This is a genomic window from Galbibacter sp. PAP.153 (assembly GCF_037029175.1).
In the GTDB taxonomy this organism is placed as follows: Bacteria; Bacteroidota; Bacteroidia; order Flavobacteriales; family Flavobacteriaceae; genus Galbibacter; species Galbibacter pacificus.
This window is the reverse complement of record NZ_JAZEUN010000010.1, coordinates 26476-48355: the sequence shown is the minus strand read 5'-3', so window position 1 is coordinate 48355 and position 21880 is coordinate 26476. Positions and strand designations below refer to the sequence as shown.

The 21880-nt window shown below is 39.3% G+C and carries 20 protein-coding genes; 12 read left to right on the top strand and 8 right to left on the bottom strand.

What is annotated here, in order from left to right:
* Positions 1-115 precede the first annotated feature (115 nt).
* The 4 genes from UXI14_RS08095 to UXI14_RS08080 all read left to right on the top strand — a co-directional run bounded on the left by UXI14_RS08095 (position 116) and on the right by UXI14_RS08080 (position 7397).
* Positions 116-2401 (top strand): GH92 family glycosyl hydrolase, encoded by a 2286-nt coding sequence (locus tag UXI14_RS08095; RefSeq protein ID WP_335965700.1) that lies wholly within the window; start codon positions 116-118, stop codon positions 2399-2401.
* Between the two features lie 97 nt (positions 2402-2498).
* On the top strand, positions 2499-4883 hold the full coding sequence (locus UXI14_RS08090; protein WP_335965699.1) for a GH92 family glycosyl hydrolase: 2385 nt from the start codon (positions 2499-2501) through the stop codon (positions 4881-4883).
* 45 nt (positions 4884-4928) lie between these two features.
* On the top strand, positions 4929-6671 hold the full coding sequence (locus tag UXI14_RS08085; protein ID WP_335965698.1) for a GMC family oxidoreductase: 1743 nt from the start codon (positions 4929-4931) through the stop codon (positions 6669-6671).
* A 12-nt stretch (positions 6672-6683) separates the two neighbouring features.
* Positions 6684-7397, top strand: coding sequence for a gluconate 2-dehydrogenase subunit 3 family protein (locus tag UXI14_RS08080; RefSeq protein ID WP_335965697.1), 714 nt, complete (start codon positions 6684-6686; stop codon positions 7395-7397).
* 72 nt (positions 7398-7469) lie between these two features.
* Here the strand turns inward: UXI14_RS08080 and UXI14_RS08075 are convergent, their stop codons facing one another.
* Positions 7470-7928: a hypothetical protein gene (locus tag UXI14_RS08075; RefSeq protein ID WP_335965696.1), complete on the bottom strand. Its 459-nt coding sequence runs from the start codon at positions 7926-7928 to the stop codon at positions 7470-7472.
* A 206-nt stretch (positions 7929-8134) separates the two neighbouring features.
* Here UXI14_RS08075 and UXI14_RS08070 point away from each other — a divergent pair, with 206 nt between their 5' ends.
* From UXI14_RS08070 to UXI14_RS08040, 7 genes are all read left to right on the top strand, one after another.
* On the top strand, positions 8135-9313 hold the full coding sequence (locus tag UXI14_RS08070) for an acyl-CoA dehydrogenase family protein (RefSeq protein ID WP_277899865.1): 1179 nt from the start codon (positions 8135-8137) through the stop codon (positions 9311-9313).
* Positions 9314-9430: 117 nt separating this feature from the next.
* Complete coding sequence (locus tag UXI14_RS08065; RefSeq protein ID WP_335965695.1) at positions 9431-10693, top strand: Y-family DNA polymerase; 1263 nt, start codon at positions 9431-9433, stop codon at positions 10691-10693.
* Positions 10693-11130, top strand: coding sequence for a translesion error-prone DNA polymerase V autoproteolytic subunit (gene umuD / locus UXI14_RS08060; protein ID WP_277899863.1), 438 nt, complete (start codon positions 10693-10695; stop codon positions 11128-11130). Before UXI14_RS08065 ends, umuD begins: the two co-directional genes overlap by 1 nt.
* Before the next feature lie 26 nt (positions 11131-11156).
* On the top strand, positions 11157-11615 hold the full coding sequence (locus UXI14_RS08055) for a hypothetical protein (RefSeq protein WP_335965694.1): 459 nt from the start codon (positions 11157-11159) through the stop codon (positions 11613-11615).
* 85 nt (positions 11616-11700) lie between these two features.
* Complete coding sequence (locus tag UXI14_RS08050; protein WP_335965693.1) at positions 11701-12465, top strand: exodeoxyribonuclease III; 765 nt, start codon at positions 11701-11703, stop codon at positions 12463-12465.
* Between the two features lie 6 nt (positions 12466-12471).
* Entirely contained in the window at positions 12472-13431 is a 960-nt protein-coding gene (locus tag UXI14_RS08045) for an OmpA family protein (protein WP_277899860.1), read from the top strand.
* 102 nt (positions 13432-13533) lie between these two features.
* Entirely contained in the window at positions 13534-14574 is a 1041-nt protein-coding gene (locus UXI14_RS08040; RefSeq protein ID WP_335965692.1) for an aldo/keto reductase, read from the top strand.
* 215 nt (positions 14575-14789) lie between these two features.
* On the opposite strand, the gene UXI14_RS08035 is transcribed toward UXI14_RS08040, so the two are convergent.
* Both UXI14_RS08035 and radA read right to left on the bottom strand, forming a co-directional pair.
* On the bottom strand, positions 14790-15575 hold the full coding sequence (locus tag UXI14_RS08035; RefSeq protein ID WP_335965691.1) for an META domain-containing protein: 786 nt from the start codon (positions 15573-15575) through the stop codon (positions 14790-14792).
* Between the two features lie 11 nt (positions 15576-15586).
* On the bottom strand, positions 15587-16948 hold the full coding sequence (gene radA / locus UXI14_RS08030; protein ID WP_335965690.1) for a DNA repair protein RadA: 1362 nt from the start codon (positions 16946-16948) through the stop codon (positions 15587-15589).
* Between the two features lie 170 nt (positions 16949-17118).
* On the opposite strand from radA, the gene UXI14_RS08025 reads away from it, so the two are divergent.
* Positions 17119-17631, top strand: a complete 513-nt coding sequence (locus UXI14_RS08025; protein ID WP_277899856.1) for a DinB family protein — start codon at positions 17119-17121, stop codon at positions 17629-17631.
* 24 nt (positions 17632-17655) lie between these two features.
* Here UXI14_RS08025 and UXI14_RS08020 read toward each other — a convergent pair whose 3' ends face one another.
* From UXI14_RS08020 to panC, 5 genes are all read right to left on the bottom strand, one after another.
* On the bottom strand, positions 17656-18801 hold the full coding sequence (locus tag UXI14_RS08020; RefSeq protein WP_277899855.1) for an alpha/beta hydrolase-fold protein: 1146 nt from the start codon (positions 18799-18801) through the stop codon (positions 17656-17658).
* 462 nt (positions 18802-19263) lie between these two features.
* Positions 19264-19407, bottom strand: a complete 144-nt coding sequence (locus UXI14_RS08015; protein WP_277899853.1) for a hypothetical protein — start codon at positions 19405-19407, stop codon at positions 19264-19266.
* Between the two features lie 242 nt (positions 19408-19649).
* On the bottom strand, positions 19650-20627 hold the full coding sequence (locus UXI14_RS08010) for a lysylphosphatidylglycerol synthase transmembrane domain-containing protein (protein WP_277899852.1): 978 nt from the start codon (positions 20625-20627) through the stop codon (positions 19650-19652).
* Between the two features lies 1 nt (position 20628).
* Positions 20629-20979, bottom strand: a complete 351-nt coding sequence (panD, locus tag UXI14_RS08005; RefSeq protein ID WP_277899851.1) for an aspartate 1-decarboxylase — start codon at positions 20977-20979, stop codon at positions 20629-20631.
* Between the two features lie 12 nt (positions 20980-20991).
* Positions 20992-21840 (bottom strand): pantoate--beta-alanine ligase, encoded by an 849-nt coding sequence (gene panC, locus UXI14_RS08000; RefSeq protein WP_277899850.1) that lies wholly within the window; start codon positions 21838-21840, stop codon positions 20992-20994.
* Between the last annotated feature and the right edge of the window lie 40 nt (positions 21841-21880).

The window sequence follows — 21880 nt, the reverse complement described above, 5'->3', positions numbered from 1 at the left end:
ATCAATTTAAAACAAAAGGGCAGGCCCTTTTCAAGGCTAATTAAATTTTGAATATCAACCGGAATTACAATAGCGGCTCATTACCCAACCGTTGAAAAACAATAAACAATAACAGATGAAATCTTTATCAATTACAATTTTTCTACTTTTTTGCGGCTTTTCTTTTGGCCAGCAACAACAAATTAACGCCATAGACAACCCAATAGATTACGTTAACCCGCTTATGGGGACAGATTCTAAGCCGAGCATGTCCAATGGAAATGTATATCCGGCCATTGCAATGCCTTGGGGCATGAATTTCTGGACACCGCAATCGGGAAAAATGGGCGATGGATGGGCCTATGTCTATGATGCTGATAAATTAAGGGGTTTTAAACAAACACATCAACCTTCCCCGTGGATGAACGATTATGGCCAGTTTGCCATTATGCCCGTTACAGGTAAGCTCGTTTTTAATGAAGATGAAAGGGCAAGTTGGTTTTCGCATAAATCAGAAATTGTAAAACCGCATTATTACAGTGTATATCTGGCAGATCACGATGTAACTACCGAAATTACCCCAACCGAAAGGGCAGCACGCTTTAGGTTTACTTTCCCGGAAACCGATAGCTCTTACGTGGTTATAGATGCATTGGATAAGGGCTCGTATATCAAAATTCTCCCAGACGAAAACAAAATTATAGGGTACACAACTAAAAATAGTGGTGGTGTTCCAGAAAACTTTAAAAATTATTTTGTAATCGAGTTCGATAAGCCTTTTGCCAATACACATACTTTTAATGGCGGAAATTTAAGCGATGACATGGAGGCAGAGGCCGATCATGTGGGTGCCGTAATTGGCTTTAAAACCAAAAAGGGTGAAATTGTAAACGCAAGAGTAGCTTCTTCTTTTATCAGCCATGAACAGGCGGCCCTTAATTTAAATGAAATCGGGGCTAAAGACTTTGATGCCTTAAAAGCTGAAGGGGGGAAAATTTGGAACAAAGAGCTAAACCGAATTAAAGTCGAAGGCGGCTCCATAGATCAATTCCGTACTTTTTACTCCTGCTTGTACAGGTCGCTGCTTTTCCCAAGAAAATTCTTTGAATATGATAAAGACGGGAACGTGGTACATTATAGCCCCTACAATGGAAAAGTGCTTCCGGGATATATGTTTACCGACACCGGCTTTTGGGACACCTTCCGTTCGTTATTTCCTTTCTTGAACCTTATGTACCCAGAGTTGAACAACCAAATGCAGGAAGGCTTGGCAAATGCGTACAAAGAAAGCGGTTGGCTGCCGGAATGGGCAAGCCCAGGTTTGCGCAACGTAATGGTCGGGAACAACTCGGCTTCTGTAGTTGCAGATGCTTACCTAAAAAATAAAAACGCCAAATACGATATTGAAACATTATATGAAGCCGTAATACACGGGGCCAACAATGCGGGGCCACTAACTGCTGTTGGGCGTGCCGGAGCATCATATTACAAAGAATTAGGTTATGTGCCTTACGATGTTGATATTAATGAAAATGCTGCTCGGACTTTAGAGTATGCTTACGATGATTTTGCCATTTATCAATTGGCAAAAGCCCTTGGAAAACCTAAAAAAGAAATCAAACTTTACAAAAAACGCAGCTTAAACTATAAGAAATTATTTGATCCCGAAACAAAATTAATGCGTGGAAAGAACAAAAACGGCGACTTCATGGCGCCCTTTAACCCATTTAAATGGGGCGATGCCTTCACCGAAGGAAATAGCTGGCATTACACATGGTCTGTTTTTCACGATATTCAGGGGTTAATGGACCTCATGGGGGGCAAGGAAGCATTTGCTGCCCAATTGGACGAGGTGTTTTCATTGCCACCTGTTTTTGATGAAAGTTATTACGGGGGCGTAATTCACGAGATCCGTGAAATGCAAATAGCCAACATGGGGCAATATGCACATGGAAACCAGCCCATCCAGCATATGATATATTTATACGATTTTGCCGGACAACCCTGGAAAGCGCAATATTGGATCCGTGAAACAATGGACAGGATGTACCGACCAACTTCAGATGGATATTGTGGAGATGAAGATAATGGCCAAACATCAGCATGGTACGTGTTTTCAGCGATGGGCTTCTATCCTGTTTGTCCTGCTACCGACGAATATGTAGTAGGAACGCCTTTGTTTAAAAAAATGACATTGTCGCTTCAAAATGGTAAAGAAGTTACTATAAATGCACCTAAAAACGACCATGAAAATAAATACATCCAGAAGATGACTTTCAACGGAAAGGAATATTCAAAAAATTATGTTAGTCATCAAGAACTAATGAAAGGCGCAACAATAGATTTTGAGATGGGTACCGCACCAAACAAAAAAAGAGGTACAGCAAAAGAAGATGCACCTTATTCATTATCAAATGAATAATAAAAAGCTTCATATAAAATTATTGAGTTGATAATTCTACGAATGCTGAAAAAGTGATAAATTGGAGCGAAGTTGAAAATAGAAGTAATAAATTAAAATGAAAAGATTTCGACAATATATGGGCGGAGCTATTATAAAGGGTTTCGCAATGGTTGTTATAATAACTGCGGTTGGATGTTCTTCAGAAGAAAAAAAAACAGGTGCTAATGGAACATCAGAAACCAAAAATTTTGATGAAAAAGATTTGGTACAATACGTAGACCCCATGATTGGCACCGCCAAAATGGGGCATACCTATCCCGGCGCCACCGTTCCTTTTGGGAGTATACAGTTAAGTCCGGATACCGATACGATTCCGTATGGGGTAGATGGGCATTACAATCCGGATGTGTATAAATATTGTGCAGGATATCAGTACGACGACCCTACAATCGTAGGGTTTAGTCATACGCATTTTAGTGGTACGGGCCATTCTGATTTAGGGGATTTCCTTATCATGCCAACAACCGGAGAACTCCAAATGAATCCGGGTACCGAAACCAATCCCGATAGTGGCTATCGTTCCCGTTTTTCTCATGATAAGGAAGATGCCGAGCCGGCTTATTACAGTGTAATTTTAGACGATTACAATATTAAGGCCGAATTAACGGCAACTACCCGTGTGGGAATGCATCAGTATACATTTCCAAAGTCGGAGCAGGCGCATATCATTTTAGATTTAACATCGGGGATCTATAATTACGATAACAAAAATGTATGGACCTTTGTACGCGTAGAAAACGATACACTGGTAACAGGTTATCGCCAAACCAATGGATGGGCACGAACCCGTACCGTTTATTTTGCCATGAGCTTTAATAAGCCTGTTGCCAAATATGGGCAGGTTAATTATGACAATAATGTGTATAAAGGGTTTTGGAGAAAGTTCGACCAGAACACAAACTTCCCCGAAATGGCCGGCGAAAACTTAAAAACATATTTCGATTTTAATACTTCTGAAGGAGAAAAAATAAAAATCAAATTTGCCATATCACCGGTTAGTACAATAGGAGCCATTAAAAATATGAAAGCAGAAATTCCGCATTGGGATTTTGATAAAGTAAAAACAGAAAGTCAGGAAAAATGGAACAAAGAGCTTAACAAAGTTCAAATAGAACCCATGAACAATGCCGAAATGATTAACTTTTACACCGCCATGTATCATGCCTTTTTAGGGCCAACCGAATATATGGATGTAGATGGAAAATACCGTGGATTGGATATGAACATTCATCAAGCCAACGGGTTTACCAATTATACAAGTTTTTCGCTTTGGGACACATACCGGGCCTTGCACCCATTGTTTAATATATTGCAGCCCAAACGAAATTCAGACATGATTAATTCCATGATTGCACATTACGATCAAAGCGTGCATGGAATGTTGCCTGTATGGTCGCATTATGCCAACGAAAACTGGTGCATGATAGGTTACCATAGCGTGTCGGTTATTGCCGATGCCATTGTAAAAGGCAATACAGGTTTCGATGCCAAAGCAGCTTTGGCCGCTAGTGCACACACGGCTAAAGTGCCCTATTACGACGGATTGGAATATTATATGGAAAAAGGCTATGTTCCAGAAGATAAAAATGGAGCTTCGGTTTCTAAAACCCTGGAATATGCTTACGATGACTGGGCCATAGCACAAGCAGCCAAAAAAATAGGGAATGAAGTCGTTTATGATGAATTTATAAAGCGTTCTGAAAATTATAAAAATGTATTTGATAAAAACAGTGGATTTATGCGCCCTAGATTAAACGATGGCTCTTTCAAGAAACAATTCGATCCATTGGATACGCACGGGCAAGGGTTTATCGAAGGAAATTCATGGAATTATAGCTTGTATGTACCGCACGACCCTAAGACCATGATAGAAATGATGGGCGGAAAAAAGCAATTTTCGCAACATCTGGATTCGTTGTTTTCCATGGAATTGCCCGATAAATATTTTGCCAATACCGAAGACATTTCCAGAGAAGGCATAATAGGGAATTATGTACATGGTAACGAGCCCTCTCACCACGTAGTTTATTTGTACAACTGGACAGATACGCCGTGGAAATCGCAGGATAAAATTAGGATGATCCTTAAGGCCATGTACCAAGCAAAAGAAGATGGATTGGGCGGCAATGACGATTTTGGGCAAATGAGTGCCTGGTACATTTTTAGTACGCTAGGGTTTTACCCCGTATCACCTGGATCGGATGTATACGCTCTTGGGAGCCCAGCCATGAAAAGTGCAAAAATTCAACTGGAAAACGGTAATACTTTTACGGTCGTAGCCGAAAATCAATCAGAAAAAAATGTGTTTGTCGATAAGGTAACCCTTAACGGGAAGGAACTAAAAGCTCCTTTTATAAAACACAGTGATATAATGCAGGGCGGGGAATTGCATTTTTATATGAGCAATAGCCCCAACAAAAATCTGTATACAACCAATTAAGCATAGAAAGAACGTAATAGAATATTAATTAAATACAAACTCAAAATGTCTTTTCAAATTAAAGAAGCTTCCAAAGTCTACGATGTACTTATTGTAGGATCGGGAGCAGGTGGTGGAATGGCTACAAAAATACTTTCTGAAGCTGGCTTTAACATAGCGGTTTTAGAAGCAGGTCCAAATTTCGACCCCGCGAACCCAGAACAACAAACTCAGTTTAAATGGCCTTACGAATCGCCGAGAAGAGGGGCAAGTACTACCCGTGCCTTTGGTGATTTTGACATGGCCTACGGAGGGTGGGAACTGGACGGAGAACCGTATACACATAAAAATGGAACTAAGTTCGATTGGTTCCGTTCCAGAATGTTGGGTGGTAGAACCAATCACTGGGGGCGTATATCGCTCCGCTTTGGACCTTTGGACTATAAAAGAAAAGATTTCGACGGTAAGGGAGACAATTGGCCTATTGGCTACGAAGATGTAAGGCCTTATTACGATAAGGTTGATAAACTAGTGGGTGTTTTTGGTACCAAAGAGAATATTCCAAACGAGCCCGATGGATACTTTTTGCCGCCCCCAAAACCGCGTTTGCATGAATTGTATTTACAAAAAGCAGGTGGGAAAATGGGGCTTCCTGTAATTCCTTCCAGATTGTCCATCTTAACCAAACGTGTTGATAATCGCAGAGGTGCTTGTTTTTATTGTAGTCAATGTTCGCGTTCATGCAGTATTTATGGAGATTTTTCGTCTTCTTCAGTACTTGTAAAACCCGCGTTGGAATATGACAATGTAGACCTGTACGTAAATGCAATGGTACGTGAAGTTTTAACAGACGATAGCGGCAAGGCAACAGGCGTTTCATATGTAAATAAGGAAGACCTTCAAGAATATACCGTAAAGGCCAAAGTGGTTATTTTGGCGGCAAGTGCTTGTGGTTCCGCCCGAATTTTACTGAATTCAAAATCAGAAAGGTTCCCTGAAGGATTGGCAAATTCAAGTGGCGTTGTGGGAAGATACCTGCACGATTCCACCGGAGCATCAAGATCGGCTATAATTCCGGAGTTAATGGATAGAAAACGTTATAACGAAGATGGAGTTGGCGGAATGCACATGTACGTGCCATGGTGGCTAAACGATAAGAAAAACCTAGGTTTTTCTAGAGGATATCATATAGAGTTTTGGGGAGGCATGGGCATGCCTTCATACGGAGCAGGGATGGGCATTCAAAACCTAAATGGAAGATTTCAGCGCAAAGGTGAAAGCAAGAAGAAGGCAGGAGGATATGGTGTAGGGTTAAAAGAAGACGTCTACAAATATTACGGAGCCATGGTTGGAATGGCCGGAAGGGGCGAAAGTATCCCGCAAAAAGATAATTATTGTGAGATAGATCCTAATGTAGTTGATAAATTCGGTATTCCTGTACTTCGTTTTAACTACAACTGGACAGACGACGAGCGTAAACAAGCCAAGCATATGCAGGATACCTTTGAAGAGCTGTTCCATAACATGGGCGCTACGCCACTTGGCGATAAACCGGGCGAAGAAAGCGACCACGGCTTGGAAGCTCCCGGTAGAATTATTCACGAAGTAGGTACAACCCGTATGGGAGACGATCCTAAAACCTCTGTATTGAACAAGTACAACCAAGCACACGATGTCCCCAACTTATTTGTAATGGACGGTGGTGCTTTTGTATCGCAAGCTGATAAAAACCCGACATGGACTATCTTGGCCCTTGCCTGGAGAGCATCAGAGTATTTGACCCAAGAGATGAAAAAAATGAATATTTAAAACATTAGAATCATGGATAGAAGAAAAAGTTTAAAGGCTATGGTAGCCGGAACCGTAACGTCCGGATTTATGTTTTCGGCATGCCTCACGGATTCCGAAGAAAAAACGATTGCCAAAACCGATGCCCCTGCCGATAGTGACAATAATTACGACACTACCCGGACTGTCGAGGAACTAGCTCGCGAAAAGGAATTAAGGGGCCAAAAATACTTTAACGACCACGAACTGGAAACACTTACCGTTCTGGCCGATATCATTATCCCCGCAGAAGGAGAATATCATGCGGCCAGCGAAGTGGGCGTAGTCGACTTTATAGCATATATTGTGCTTGACATGCCGCACCATCAATTGCCATTACGCGGCGGAATTATGTGGATAGACCATGAAAGCAATAAGCGTTACAATAAAGTGTTTAAAAATGCTTCAAAAGAAGAGCAGATCGCCATTGTGGACGATATTGCCTATCCAGAGGAAGTAAAACCGGAGCATATTCAAGGGGAACGCTTTTTCTCTCGGTTAAGGGACCTGGTTTCAACAGGCTATTTTACCAGCAAAGAAGGAATTGAATATCTGGGCTATGTTGGTAATACACCAAATGTTTGGGATGGTGTTCCGGACGATGTATTGTCGCAGTACAACATGAAATACGACCAGCGTACACTGGATGTGTGTATTAAACCGGAAGAGCGCCAAGAAATAGCCAATTGGGACAATTACGAGGTGTAATTATCATATAAAAAGAAAAGAGTTTTAGAATGAGTTTAATACTAAAGAGTGTCCAAAATTTTTGGATGCTCTTTATTCTTTTATAAAGGTTCTTGTACTTACGTGGTGATATACATCATCAATATCCTTTTGTTTGTAATCGTTAACAGTGGTAAGCTTGTTTTCATTGATGGTATACAACAAAGCAATTACGTTTTTATCATCGTGAACGCTTCCGTAGGTAAGAATTACTTTATCCCCCTCAAGGGCATAAGTTCCCTTTTTGGTTGTTTTTTCCAAGGAATTATTTTGTATATCTTTTGAATGTTCGTTTTGTATAAAATTTCCATTTTTCTTAAATACCATAGAAAACGCATTGTCGCCGTTGTAAGAAAAATCATCTTCATTTATCAGTTTGTCATTCTCATATAGCTTTTCGGTATATGTAAGGGCTTTCCATTTTCCAACAATATTATGGGCGCCCTTTTTATCGGGCGTATCAATATTTAATGTGGCGGCAATTTTAGACAGTATGGAAGTAAGTTTATTCATATGTTAACCAGTGAAAGGGGCTATGCAATCTTACTTAAAATATTTATCAACAGCAAGAAAATTTTTCTATATATGACTTAAAATCATATTAAAAAATTCCCATACTTGTCTTATTTGCACGATATTGCCTTTGTTTTATAAATATAACACCAAGACCTTGTTTTGTTAAATTACTTATATTTATATTTGAGAAAACCAATTTCGCAATGAAACCAGACCTTTTTGAAGCACCCGATTATTATAATTTAGACGACCTTCTTTCAGACGAACATAAATTGGTTCGCGATGCGGCCAGAACATGGGTGAAGAAAGAAGTATCTCCTATCATTGAAAATTTTGCCCAAAAAGCAGAATTTCCAAAGCAATTATTAAAAGGATTGGCAGAAATAGGGGCTTTTGGGCCCTATATTCCGGAAGAATATGGAGGGGCTGGTCTTGACCAAATAAGTTATGGCCTCATTATGCAGGAAATAGAACGTGGCGATAGCGGTGTACGTTCAACAGCATCAGTTCAATCGTCTTTGGTAATGTACCCCATTTGGAAATATGGAACTGAGGAGCAATGTAAAAAATATCTGCCAAAATTGGCCACGGGCGAATTTATGGGGTGTTTTGGCTTGACCGAGCCCAATCACGGTTCGAATCCGGGCGGAATGGAAACGAAGTTTAAAGATGCTGGGGATTATTATGTGTTGAACGGTGCCAAATTATGGATTTCCAATGCACCTTTTGCAGATATTGCGGTGGTATGGGCAAAAAACGAAGAAGGTCGCATTCATGGTTTAATAGTAGAACGGGGCATGGAGGGCTTTTCTACGCCGGAGACACATAATAAATGGTCGCTTCGTGCTTCGGCAACCGGAGAACTTATCTTTGACAATGTAAAGGTCCCCAAAGAAAATTTATTGCCGGGTAAAAACGGATTGGGCGCACCGCTTGGCTGTTTAGATTCGGCACGTTATGGAATAGCCTGGGGCGCCATTGGCGCAGCAATGGATTGCTACGATACGGCATTGCGTTATGCCAAAGAGCGAATTCAGTTTGACAAGCCCATTGCCGCTACACAATTGCAACAAAAAAAATTGGCCGAAATGGTCACTGAAATAACAAAGGCACAACTGTTGGCTTTTCGTTTGGGGCAGCTAAAAAATGAAGGACGTGCAACCACTGCCCAAATATCGATGGCCAAACGCAATAATGTAGCAATGGCTTTAAATATTGCACGTGAAGCACGACAAGTATTGGGGGCCATGGGAATTACCGGAGAATATAGCATTATGCGCCATATGATGAACTTGGAAAGCGTAATTACATATGAAGGCACACACGATATTCATTTATTAATTACAGGAGCCGATATTACCGGTGAACAAGCATTTAAGTAAGTTGGGTTAAAAGAGAAGAATTAAGGGGTTAAGCGCTACATTTTTCGGAGTTACATTTTAATCGTATCCTCCATAGCAACATAGCATAATAAAATCCCAAATCAGTATCTTTGCATTATGTATGCTTTGGTAGATTGTAATAATTTTTATGCTTCATGTGAGCGGGTGTTCCAGCCGCATCTCAATAATAAACCTATAGCCATACTTTCCAATAATGATGGGTGCGTAATTTCCCGAAGCGATGAAGCTAAAGAGCTGGGATTACCCATGGGAGCTCCGGCTTTTAAGTATAAAAGTTTTTTTGCTGAAAAGAGTATTCATGTGTTTTCTTCCAATTATCCGCTGTATGGCGACATGAGCACACGGGTGATGAATATTTTACGGCAATTTACCCCATTGGTGGAACATTACAGCATAGATGAAGCTTTTCTAAAGTTTGATGTTGATAAGGCAACCGATTATACTTCCGTAGGAAAACAAATAAAAGAACGTGTTTTTAAATGGACGGGAATGCCCATTAGCATCGGGATGGCCCGTACCAAGGCCTTGACCAAAGTGGCCAATAAAATTGCCAAGAAATATAAAGACAGGACAAATGGCGTTTATGTAATAGATGCTGAAGAAAAACGCATTAAAGCATTACGATGGATCGCAATCGAATCGGTTTGGGGTATTGGAAGAGGGCACAGTAAACGATTGCAATCAAAAGGCGTAAAAACGGCTTTCGATTTTACATTGTTAAGCGATGCATGGGTACGCTCAGAAATGGGGGTTATGGGACTTCGTTTGAAAAAGGATTTGGAAGGGCAGCCCACATTAGAATTGGAGAATGATGTTACGGCACCCAAAAAAACCATTGCAACTACCCGAAGTTTCGAATATACATATTCCGACCTGGATAACCTTAAAGAACGCATTTCTACCTTTGCCGGAAGTTGTGCAGAAAAATTGCGCAAACAACATAGCAGTTGTAATTTTATGTATGTTTTTTTAAAGAGCGATCGGCATAAAGCAGATGAAAAGCAGCACCGCGGCGGACTTTTGGTTACCTTGCCCTATCCTACCGATTCGTCGCTTACCTTGGTAAAATATGCAGTGAACGCCGTAGAGGGCATTTATAAATATGGAATAAAGTATAAAAAGGCAGGGGTAATTGTTTCCGGGCTGGTGCCCACCAATGCACGTCAGCTGGATATGTTCTTGGAAGAAGACCCCAAACACCATAGTTTGATGAAAACCATAGATGGCATCAACAATAAGTATGGAACCCTTAAAATAAAAATTGCCAATCAAGATTTAAAGCGTACCTGGAAAATGCGCCAAGAACATCTTTCGCCAAGATATACTACCAATATAGACGAAATAATACGGGTGAAATAATGGATGACAAAAAAAGAAATCTTCAATTTTTTAAACCGGACAAAACAACCCGGTCGTCATTAGAATTGGTAGATGGCGGGATTTCCGCCGGATTTCCATCGCCTGCCGAAGATTTTAAGGAAACACGCATAGATCTCAATAAAGAACTTATAAAAAATACCGAGGCAACCTTTTATGCACGTGTGAGCGGTCAATCTATGGAAGGTGCCGGCCTCGACGATGGCGACCTTTTAATAATCGATAAAAGTTTGGAGCCTATTGATGGAAAAATAGCCGTATGCTTTATCGATGGTGAATTTACCGTAAAACGGTTAAAAATAGGGAAAGAAGGATTGCTTTTAATGCCAGAAAACAAAAAGTATAAGCCGCTAAAAATAGAAGAAGAAAACAAGCTTATTATATGGGGCATAGTTACCTATGTTATTAAAAAAGTGTAGGTTTTTTAATTATAAAAGAAATAAGCATGGACGCGTTTATAGGAATCTCGATTATTGCTTTTCTAACATTTTTTTTCTTAAAATGGATTTTGAAGAAATTAAAGGTTGGAAGTAAAAACAGTAGGAATTCCATGGCTATTTTTTCAGCATTAATAGCAAGTCCTTTTATTTATTTTGGCATTATTTTTTTATGGATGTTTTCGGCCTCGTATTACCCTTCAGAAGAATTTTATAAAAAGGAATGGGATACACATGTCGAAGAAAGATATAAAATGTCCAAACATATTATAGAAAGCCAAATGTTAATAGGTAAAACCAAAGCAGAAATAACAGTCTTGTTGGGAAAAGAATTTTATACATATAATGAAAATCATATAGCTTATACCCTTGGTTTTGTGCCGGGATTATTTAATATAGACCCAGATGTTTTAGATGTAATTTTTAAAAATGGAAAAGTAATTGAAGTAGCCCAGCACGAATCCTAAATAATTTACCTTCTTATCAACAACGCTATTACTTTTTCTTAAACTATCCTTATTTTAGCTTTTTTACATTTAAAAATTTAGGAGAGTGAAAATTATATCGTACAACGTAAACGGAATACGCGCAGCTATTAATAAGGGGTTTCTAGATTGGCTACAATCGGCCGACCCAGATGTAATATGCTTGCAGGAAATAAAAGCAAACAAAGAGCAACTGGACCTTTCGGTTTTTGAAAATGTTGGTTATCCGTATCATTACTGGTACAGTGCCGAAAAAAAGGGATATAGCGGGGTTGCTATTTTGTCCAAAACCCAGCCCAATAGTGTAACCTATGGAACAGGAATCGATTATATGGACGCCGAAGGAAGAAACCTGCGCGCCGATTTTGATACATGTTCGGTTATGAGCCTTTACTTACCGTCGGGGACCAACATTGCCCGGTTGGAACATAAATTGACGTACATGGCAGATTTTCAAAAATATATAAATGCACTGAAGCATGAAGTTCCTAATTTGATTATTTGTGGCGATTATAACATTTGTCACGAAGCCATAGACATTCACGACCCGATACGAAATGCCAAGGTCTCCGGTTTTTTACCGGTGGAAAGGGAATGGATTGGCGAATTTATCGACAGTGGATTTATCGACAGCTTTCGTTTTTTCAACAAAGAACCACATAATTATAGTTGGTGGAGCTACCGTGCCAATGCTAGGGCCAATAATAAAGGATGGCGTATAGACTACAACATGGTAGCCAAACCCTTACAAGAAAAGTTGAAAAGAGCCGTTATATTACCAGAGGCAAAACATAGCGATCATTGCCCTATTTTAGTTGAAATAGAAGATTAATTTAATATGATAAAGAAAGTTTTTATAGGATTGTTCCTTGTAGCAATAAACGCATCCTGTGTATCTTCAAAGGTATATAACGACCTTCAGGGCAGGTACGATGCTTTAAAAGAAGAAAAAGAAAATCTTTCGGCAGAAAACCAACAATTGGATACCGATAACAATCGGTTGCAGAACGATCTTGACGCGCTTCAGAAAAAATATGATAAAGTTTTGGCAGAACGCAATCAATTACAGCAAGATTATACGGCCACAAAGAATAATTTAGACAATCTTCAGGCTTCCTATAATGCATTGGAAAAAAACAGCAGTGCAGCAATTGCGGCCAATTCTGAAAAAAACAGGGAACTGCTCCGCCAATTGGAAGAGAAGGAAAAAGCCCTGGCCGCAGAAAACGCAAGGCTTGAAACACTTAAGCAACAGCTGGACGCGCGGTCAAAAAGGGTAGACGAACTCGAAGGGCTTATTGCCGCTAAGGATGCGGCCATGAAAAATTTAAAAGATGCCATTTCCAGGGCATTGCTTGATTTTGAAGGAAAAGGGCTTACCGTGGAACAACGCGGCGGAAAAGTGTATGTTTCCATGGAGAATAAATTATTGTTCCAAAGTGGTAGTTGGGCGGTAAATGCCAATGGTCGCAAGGCGGTACAACAATTAGGGAATGTGCTCGCCCAAAACCCGGATATAAATGTGCTTATTGAAGGACATACCGATAATGTGCCCTACAGGGGCAATGGACCTTTGCAAAACAATTGGGATCTTTCTACAAAAAGGGCAACTTCCATTGTACAGATTTTACAGGAAAATAGCCAAATAGACCCTGCAAACCTCACCGCGGCGGGAAGGGGCGAATATGTGCCGGTTGCCAGCAATACAACTACCGAAGGGAAAGCAAAAAACCGTAGGATTGAAGTAATCTTGACACCAAAGCTCGATGAGGTTACCAAACTGCTAAACGATATGTAGGAATTACTATTCCTTAATTTTGTATTTTTGAGAAGATTTCTGAAAGTGGAGTTTTTACAATCCCTTTTAGAAATCTTCTTTCATTATAAAAAATCGCATTCAATGAAGTATACAAAACTACCCAACTCCAATATAGAAGTAAGTAAAATTTGCCTCGGGACCATGACGTGGGGTAAACAAAATACCAAAGAAGATGGCCATGAACAAATGGATTATGCCTTGGCAAACGGGGTGAATTTTTTTGACACGGCCGAATTGTATGCAATTCCGAAGGAAAAAGAAACACAGGGCGTAACCGAGACAATTATTGGAGAATGGTTTAAAAAAACCGGAAATCGGGATAAAATCGTGCTGGCTTCTAAAATTGCCGGCCCATCCGAGTTTAACGAGCATTATATACGCAACGGCGGCTTTACCAAAAAAGCATTTAACGAGGCTATACATACAAGCTTACAAAGACTGCAAACCGATTATATCGATTTGTACCAATTGCATTGGCCCGACCGAAAATCCAATTTTTTTGGCAAACGCGATTACCAATATGACCAAACCGAGCAATGGAAAGATAATATCCATGAAATTTTAAATATTTTGGAAGGATATATAAAAGAAGGTAAAATTAGGCACATTGGACTTTCAAATGACGTACCGTGGAGCGTAATGCGCTATCTGGAAGAAAACAAATACAATGGCCTGCCACGTATTGCAACAGTTCAAAACCCATATAATTTATTGAATAGGACTTATGAAATTGGCCTTGCAGAAATATCAATGAAAGAAAATGTTGGGCTACTCCCATATTCTCCTTTGGCCTTTGGAAGGCTTACCGATAAATTTATCGAGAAAAAAGGGATAGAAGATGCAAGGATTACCTTGTTTCCCGAAATGGGCAGATACAATGGTGAAAATGCCTTAAAAGCCACGCGAAAGTATTATGCATTGGCCAAAAAATACAAGATTTCCATGGCTACTTTAGCTTTGGCATTTGTAAATTCCCGGCCTTTTGTTACCAGTAATATTATCGGAGCTACCAAAATGGATCAGCTTAAGGAAAATATAGCAAGTATCAACATGGAATTGGATGCTGAAGTTATAAATGAAATTAACAGCATACACGCAAGCATTCCAAATCCCGCGCCATAGAAGTTAAAAACTAATACTTTTGAAGGTTGCTAAGTTGCTCTGTTTTTAATTAACATGGGTTCGGCATGTTTGTAGTTGAGATATAGTTGGTTGCAAATTACCAATGTACGGTCGAGCTATTGGCTTCATAGTTGTTTTTAACATAGAGGTTTTTAAAACACGCCTTAAATCGAAACTCAGGTTAATGAAGGCTTTTTTTCCGCTGATTCTAATCATCAATCTATTTTTCTAAAAGTAAGTGTATGTTCTGCCGAAGTAAGGATTAAAATGAGGTTTTTGTATTTGTAGTGAAACTTCATATTGTTTACAATCTGCAAAAACTGGGTTTCCAGTTCGGCATTTGGGCACATCATTTTTGTGCTGGCCAAAGCCCCAATTGCAAGCGAGTCCTTTTCAACAACCAGTGTTCCGTTAATACGGTTGCAACCACCAAACCCAAAAACTTGTCCGTTTCTTAAATTGAATTCCAAATTAGGGCGTTTCATGGTTTTATCTATTGCCTTGCCATCAATGGTTTCCAATGCCCAGATATCGTTTAGCCTATAATCGCCAATATATTTTCCGCAGCCTTCAAAAGTTTTGTAATTTCCCATGTCTTTTTCTTTGGCTTCGATGTGGACTTTGTATGAAAAATCTTCGTTGGCATTGGTAATGCAGGGCTTTTTAAAGATTGTTACCTGCAAAATACCCGCTTCTGTTTCTGCCGAATAGTTTAAAGCATTTGTGTCTTGAGGAATGTTTGGCTCCGGTACCGGGGTTGTTAATTTTTTTGGTCTATCGAGCGATGTAAAATTCATGGCATTATCAAAATCTATCAACAGGCTCCAGGAGGGGTTGTCTCCCGAAGCAATAAAATCTACACCTTCCGGGATTTTGGTTTTTTCCTTTTGGGTTATTTTTACCACTTCTTTGGTTTCAACAGTGTTTTTTTGATTCTTTTTAGCGTCTTTACAAGCCATTAGGCTTACAATTACTACCAATGTTACTATAACTTTTTTCATCATTACATATTTTATCCAAATAAATATCCGACTACATCTTCAATTTTACTAACCTTTCTAATATTTATTTTTGGATTTTTAATTGCTATTTTATTCAGTTTAGATACAAAAATAGTCGAAAATCCTAATTTTTCGGCTTCCAGAATTCTTTGTTCCACACGTTGCACTGGTCTTATTTCCCCAGCAAGGCCTATTTCGGCGGCAAAACAAATATCTTTTTCTATGGCAATATCTTCATTGCTGGAAAGTATGGCAGCAACAACGGCCATATCTATTGCGGGTTCGTCTATGGAGATACCCCCGGTAATATTTAAAAAAACGTCTTTTGCGCCCAGTCTAAACCCTGCACGCTTTTCCAGTACAGCCAAAAGCATGTTCAGGCGTTTTACATTGTAGCCCGTAGTGGTGCGTTGGGGCGTACCATATACAGCCGTGCTTACCAGCGCCTGTACTTCAATCATTAACGGGCGCATGCCTTCAAGGGTTGCGGCAATAGCCGTGCCACTGAGGTCTTCTTCGGTTTTGGAGATTAATATTTCAGATGGGTTGCTTACCTCCCGGAGTCCTTTTCCCAGCATTTCGTATATGCCAAGCTCGGCCGTAGAGCCAAAGCGGTTTTTTAAGGAGCGTAAAATGCGGTAAACATGATTTCGGTCGCCTTCAAACTGAAGTACGGTATCTACCATATGCTCCAATATTTTGGGACCGGCAATGTGCCCATCTTTGGTGATATGCCCAATAAGTATTACGGGCGTGCCCGTTTCCTTGGCAAATTTTATGAGCTCGGAGGTGCATTCGCGAATCTGGCTGATGCTTCCCGCAGACGATTCTATATAATCGGTATGCAGGGTTTGGATGGAATCTATAATTAAAATATCGGGCTCGATGCCTTCAATTTGTTTATAAATATTCTGTGTTTTGGTTTCGGTAAGGATGTAACATTGCTCACTGTCGGGAAAAATACGTTCGGCACGCATTTTTATTTGTTTCTGGCTTTCTTCTCCCGAAACATATAAAGTTTTAAATGGCAAATGCAATGCTATTTGTAACAGGAGGGTACTTTTGCCTATGCCTGGCTCTCCGCCCAAAAGGATTACTGAGCCCGGAACAATGCCACCTCCCAGCACACGGTCGAATTCCATGCCACCGGATGACATGCGCATTTCCTGCGAACCGTCTATTTCTTTAATTTTTAGCGGTTTTGCGGTTCTTTTAGATGAAGTGTCAGTGGTTTTCCAGCCTTTTTTGTCTTCTTTTTGTACAATTTCCTCTACAAGGGTATTCCATTCTTTACAAGAAGAACATTGCCCTTGCCATTTAGGGTATTGAGCGCCACAATTCTGGCAGAAAAAAGTTGTTTTTACCTTTGCCATTCGGGTTTTTTAATTTTTAAAGCTGAAAGATACAAAGAAGATAAGTAAGTTTTGAGTTACATGCCCGTACCAATGAATAAAACAATTTATGTTTTGTAACACTGTAATAACCAAACAAAGATGAATAGTTAAAAATAGCTATATTCAACTAATAAAATTGACAAAAACTTATGTGTGAAATTAAAGAAATAAACAAAAGATATATAGATTACGCTACCTATAATATTTGGGCCAATAATAGATTGATAACCGATCTAACATTGTTAAACGACAAGCTTTTATACAAGGAATTTGTGGGAAGTTTTCCTACCATATGCGCTACTGTTAAACATATTTGGTATGCCGAAACAATATGGCTTTCCCGTTTAAAAGGAGATGGAAACGGTGCAGAAGCTGTTACAAGTTTTTCAGGAGACAATAAAGCGCTTTTTAGTCAATGGCAGGCAACGTCTAAAAATTTCAAAGAATTTACAGAAACCGTAGATTTGGAAAAAGAAATTCAATTTGAAAGCAAAGGCGATAATTTTTCAATACCATCAAGAGAAATCATACAAACGGTTTTTAACCATGGTAGTTTCCATCGGGGGCAAGTAGTTATGATGCTACGCCAATTGGACGTTGCCAAAATACAGCAAACAGATTATATAGAATGGGTTCGGGAAAAGGCACGGGGCAACATTTAAATTTTTTGTGAACCTTCAAAAAAATCACCAACCAAAATCGGCTTTTAAGGCATCGATGCGTTCCAGAGCCAAATCTTTGGTAGCAAAGTCTATTTCGGGCATGCCAAAAGCCTTTTCGTAGGTTCGCATAGCCTTTTTGGGTTCGCCCATTTGCTCAAAGTATTCGGCTTCCCAAAAGAATCCGAGCATGGTGTCGGGGTATTCCTTTTTTGCAATCTTGCTTAATTCGTTTAGAGATTCCAGGTCTTCTTTCTTTTTAGTGGCCGCATAAATTGCCATCATATCGTTAAGGCTTACCTGCTTTTTAAAGCCAAACAAGGTTTCAATGGTGTTGTATTTGTTGGTAAGGTAATCAATTACAGGTCCTTCATAAGCCAATACATCTTTTTTGTATTCTTCTACACTTATGGGCTTATAAATGGTAAAGAATTGATCCAGCGCTTTCGGGATGCCGTATGAAGCCACGCTGAAATGGCTGGCATTGGTAAAGTTATCATAATAATAATGCAAATTATCGTTGGTGTACCCTTTCATCTGGTTATTAAAAACATTGATGCGTTGCTGGCTTTCTTTAGCGTCGTGTTCCCCGGTAGCCAGGTAATAAAAAATCATTTCCTGAAGCTCGCTCAACCTTTTAGGGGTATTGCTTTCCATGGTCGGGGCAAATGTAGGAGAAAGAATTACGTAGGCATTAAACAATGGATTGTCCTTAAACAAATAATAATCGGCAAAATTGGCAGTAACGCCATGTCCAACAATTGCCTTGAAATTTGCAAGGTTGTAGTTTTTTTCAATCATCGGTATAAGCTCCATGCCGATAAATTCAAAGAAGGCATTTCCTTTTTTGTCCGGAAGCCCGTTTTCATCACTGTAAAAGCAATCTTCGTATCGGGTTTCATTTTGGTCAATTCCTACAATGATACTCTTGGGCATTTCATCTTTGTAGGTATAAAATTTAGCATTGCCCACTACCAGGTCGAATAGGTAATCGGCATCCAGAACAACAATAAGGGGATATACTTTTTCTGCTGAATAATCTTCGGGAACATACAAGCGTACATTTCTTTTTTCGCCTAATTTATATGAATCTAAAGAAGTGGTGGTAACCTGTGCAATGGCATTAAAAGCACATAAAATGATAAGGCCACAGCATAATGCGAACTTTTTCATAGTAAAATGGAATTAGATTTGGTGACCGAAAGATAAAAAATTATTTGCTTTTATGGCATGTTGAAAGAAAAAGAAACGCCACACCACCAAAAATTACGACAAATAGCTATGAAAAAGCTTTAGGGATGTACAACAAGGGCAAGAGTGATGAAATAAAGGCTAATAACCAAAGTCTGCTTTTAACTTATCTATGCGCTCAAGAAGAAACTCTTTGTCGAGAAAATCTATTTCTTCCAATACAAATGCTTTTTCGTACATGTGGATGTTCTTTTTTTGCAATCCTGCTCAATCCGTTTAATGACACCCATTCTTCCTTTTTCTTAATGCCTGCATAAATGGCCATCATGTCGTTGATGCTGACTTGATTTTTTAATCCGTATAAGGTTTCAATATCGTTGTATTTTTTGTTGTAGGTATAGAATTTTACATTGTCCACTAGCATATCAAACAAATAGTCGGCATCTAACACAACAATAAGGGGTATGTTTTTTCTTTGGAATAATCTTCGGGAACATAAAAGCTAATTTCCCTTTTCTCGTTCAGTTTGTACGAATCGCCCGTAACCAAGGTCACTTGCGCCTGAATTTGAACACTCAAAAAACTCATAAAAATATATACTATAACCGATTTAATAAAATACTGATTAACAATACTTAAATATGTGAATGTCGTTTATATTTTACACAAAAATAGTAATATGTATTAATTTTAAAATCAGCATACTGTTGTTTTGTATCAGTTCAGGCTGAACAAGGGCATTACTACGATTCAGAAATTTTAAAATCAATTATTTAAAAGGGAAGGATTAATTTATAAAAAAACCAAGGGCTTGTTCTAAGTGCCCCCTTTTACTTACTCGCTTTTTTCGAAGAATTGTATATAGGAAGAAAAAGAAACGACAATGCGCCAAAAATCACGACCATTAATGTCTGTGCGCTCCACATAATCCAACCAAAAGCATCTCCGGAAGCTTTGCCAATACCATAAATAAGCAATATCTTGCTTACCGCTAGTGGGTACAGGCCAATACCGCCATTTGTAGCGCTCATGGCAAAGGCGCCGGCAACAAAAGCTGCCAAAATAGCACTTATGGGCAGGTTTAAGGTTTCGGGAAGGGAAAATTTAATAACCCAGAACATGGCAATGTACAATGTCCAGATACAAAGCGTATAGAAAAGGAAAAGCCATTTGTCCTTCATTTTAAAAATACTGGTAAGACCTTCTATAATACCAAATACAAAGGTTTTTATTTTGGCCAGAAAGCCGCTTTTTGCCCTTTTGATCAGCACCAAAAAAGTTATGCCAATTGCCGCGGCGGCAACTCCTAAGAGAATTAATTGTACATAATTAATGTTTTTGCTCAGGAAAAAATCGGCAATAATTTCTGTTTGCAGGATTCCGGTTACCAAAACTACCAGAAGCAACATGATAACATCTATAACGCGTTCGGCTATGATGGTGCCAAAGGCTTTCTGGAAAGGGATTTTTTCGTAGGTACTAATGGTGGTGGCCCTTAATACTTCCCCAGAACGGGGAACGCCAAGATTTGCCAAATAAGCCACAAAAATAGCCATGATGTTATTGGCAAGACTGGGTTTGTAGCCCATGGGGGCCAATATTAAATTCCACCGCAGTGCCCGCGATAAATGGCTTAGGAAGCCCAAAAGTAATGAAACCAATACCCAGACGTAGTTGGCTTCTTTTACGGCGTTTATAATATTGGTACGGTCTTCGGGCGTGGTATGCGAGTACGAATACCAAATTAAAAAAACTCCCAGCAATAGTGGGAGTGTGTTTTTAAGTATGTTGACAAGCTTTTTATTCAACTTATGTAAGGGTATTGTCTTTTTCGTTCGGGAAAATAATGGAAGGCTTAAAGTTTTTTGCTTCTTCAAAATCCATGATTCCGTAAGAAATAATAATAATAACATCACCACGTTGTACACGGCGGGCAGCAGGGCCGTTCAACGTTATTTCGCCACTGTTTTTAGTTCCTTTAATGGCATATGTTTCGAGCCGTTCGCCGTTGTTGATATTGACAATCTGTACTTTTTCGCCTTCAATAATGTTGGAGGCTTCCATCAGCGCTTCGTCAATGGTAATGCTCCCTATATAATTTAGGTCGGCACCGGTAACCGTAACTCTGTGAATTTTAGACTTTACTACTTCAATTTGCATGTTACAAAGGTATTAATTTAGAGCAACATTATCTATTAGCCTTATGTCATTTGCATAAACTGCAACAAAAAGCCGGTAGTGTTTGTTTTCTTCTTTCGTTTTAACAGGTTTTAACGTATTTTCATCAGCAATCTCAGCATATTCCAAGCTTAAGCTTGGATTATTGCTAAACATGCCTTCAATCCATTTTACCGTATCTTCTGCACTTTCTGTGCCAAACTTATTTTTGGCCGCTGTGATGGTTTTGTATATAAACGAAGCTTCTTCGCGCAGCTCGGCAGAGAGTCTTTCATTACGGGAGCTCATGGCCAGTCCGTTTGCTTCCCTGCTAATGGGGCATCCAATTACATTAACGGGAATGCGGTGCTTTTGCACCATTTTTTTAATGATTTGGAGCTGCTGAAAATCTTTTTCACCAAAATAAGCATTATCGGGCATGACGATACTAAATAATTTTTTTACAATCGTTCCAACACCGTCAAAATGGCCGGTCCTGAACTTTCCTTCCATTTCATGTTCCAAACCATCAAAATCAAACTTTTCCGATGCAATATTGTTATCGTAAATTTCATGGGCGTTTGGAGTAAAAACAACAAGGTTGTGACTTAAATCTTCAAGAATTTTTAAATCTTTTTCCATTGTTTTAGGGTATTTCTCAAGATCCGTTTTATTGTCAAACTGTGTGGGGTTTACAAAAATACTCACAACAACAATATCGTTTTGGTTTAAAGCATTGTGTACCAGTGACAAATGACCTTTATGAAGGGCGCCCATAGTGGGGACCAAACCAATGGTTTTATGTTCCTTTTTTTCCTTTTGAAGGAATTGGGTTAATGCTTCTTTTTGATTAAAAATTTGCATTTTATAAAAAATTAACAGCGTGCAAAGCTATATAAATTAA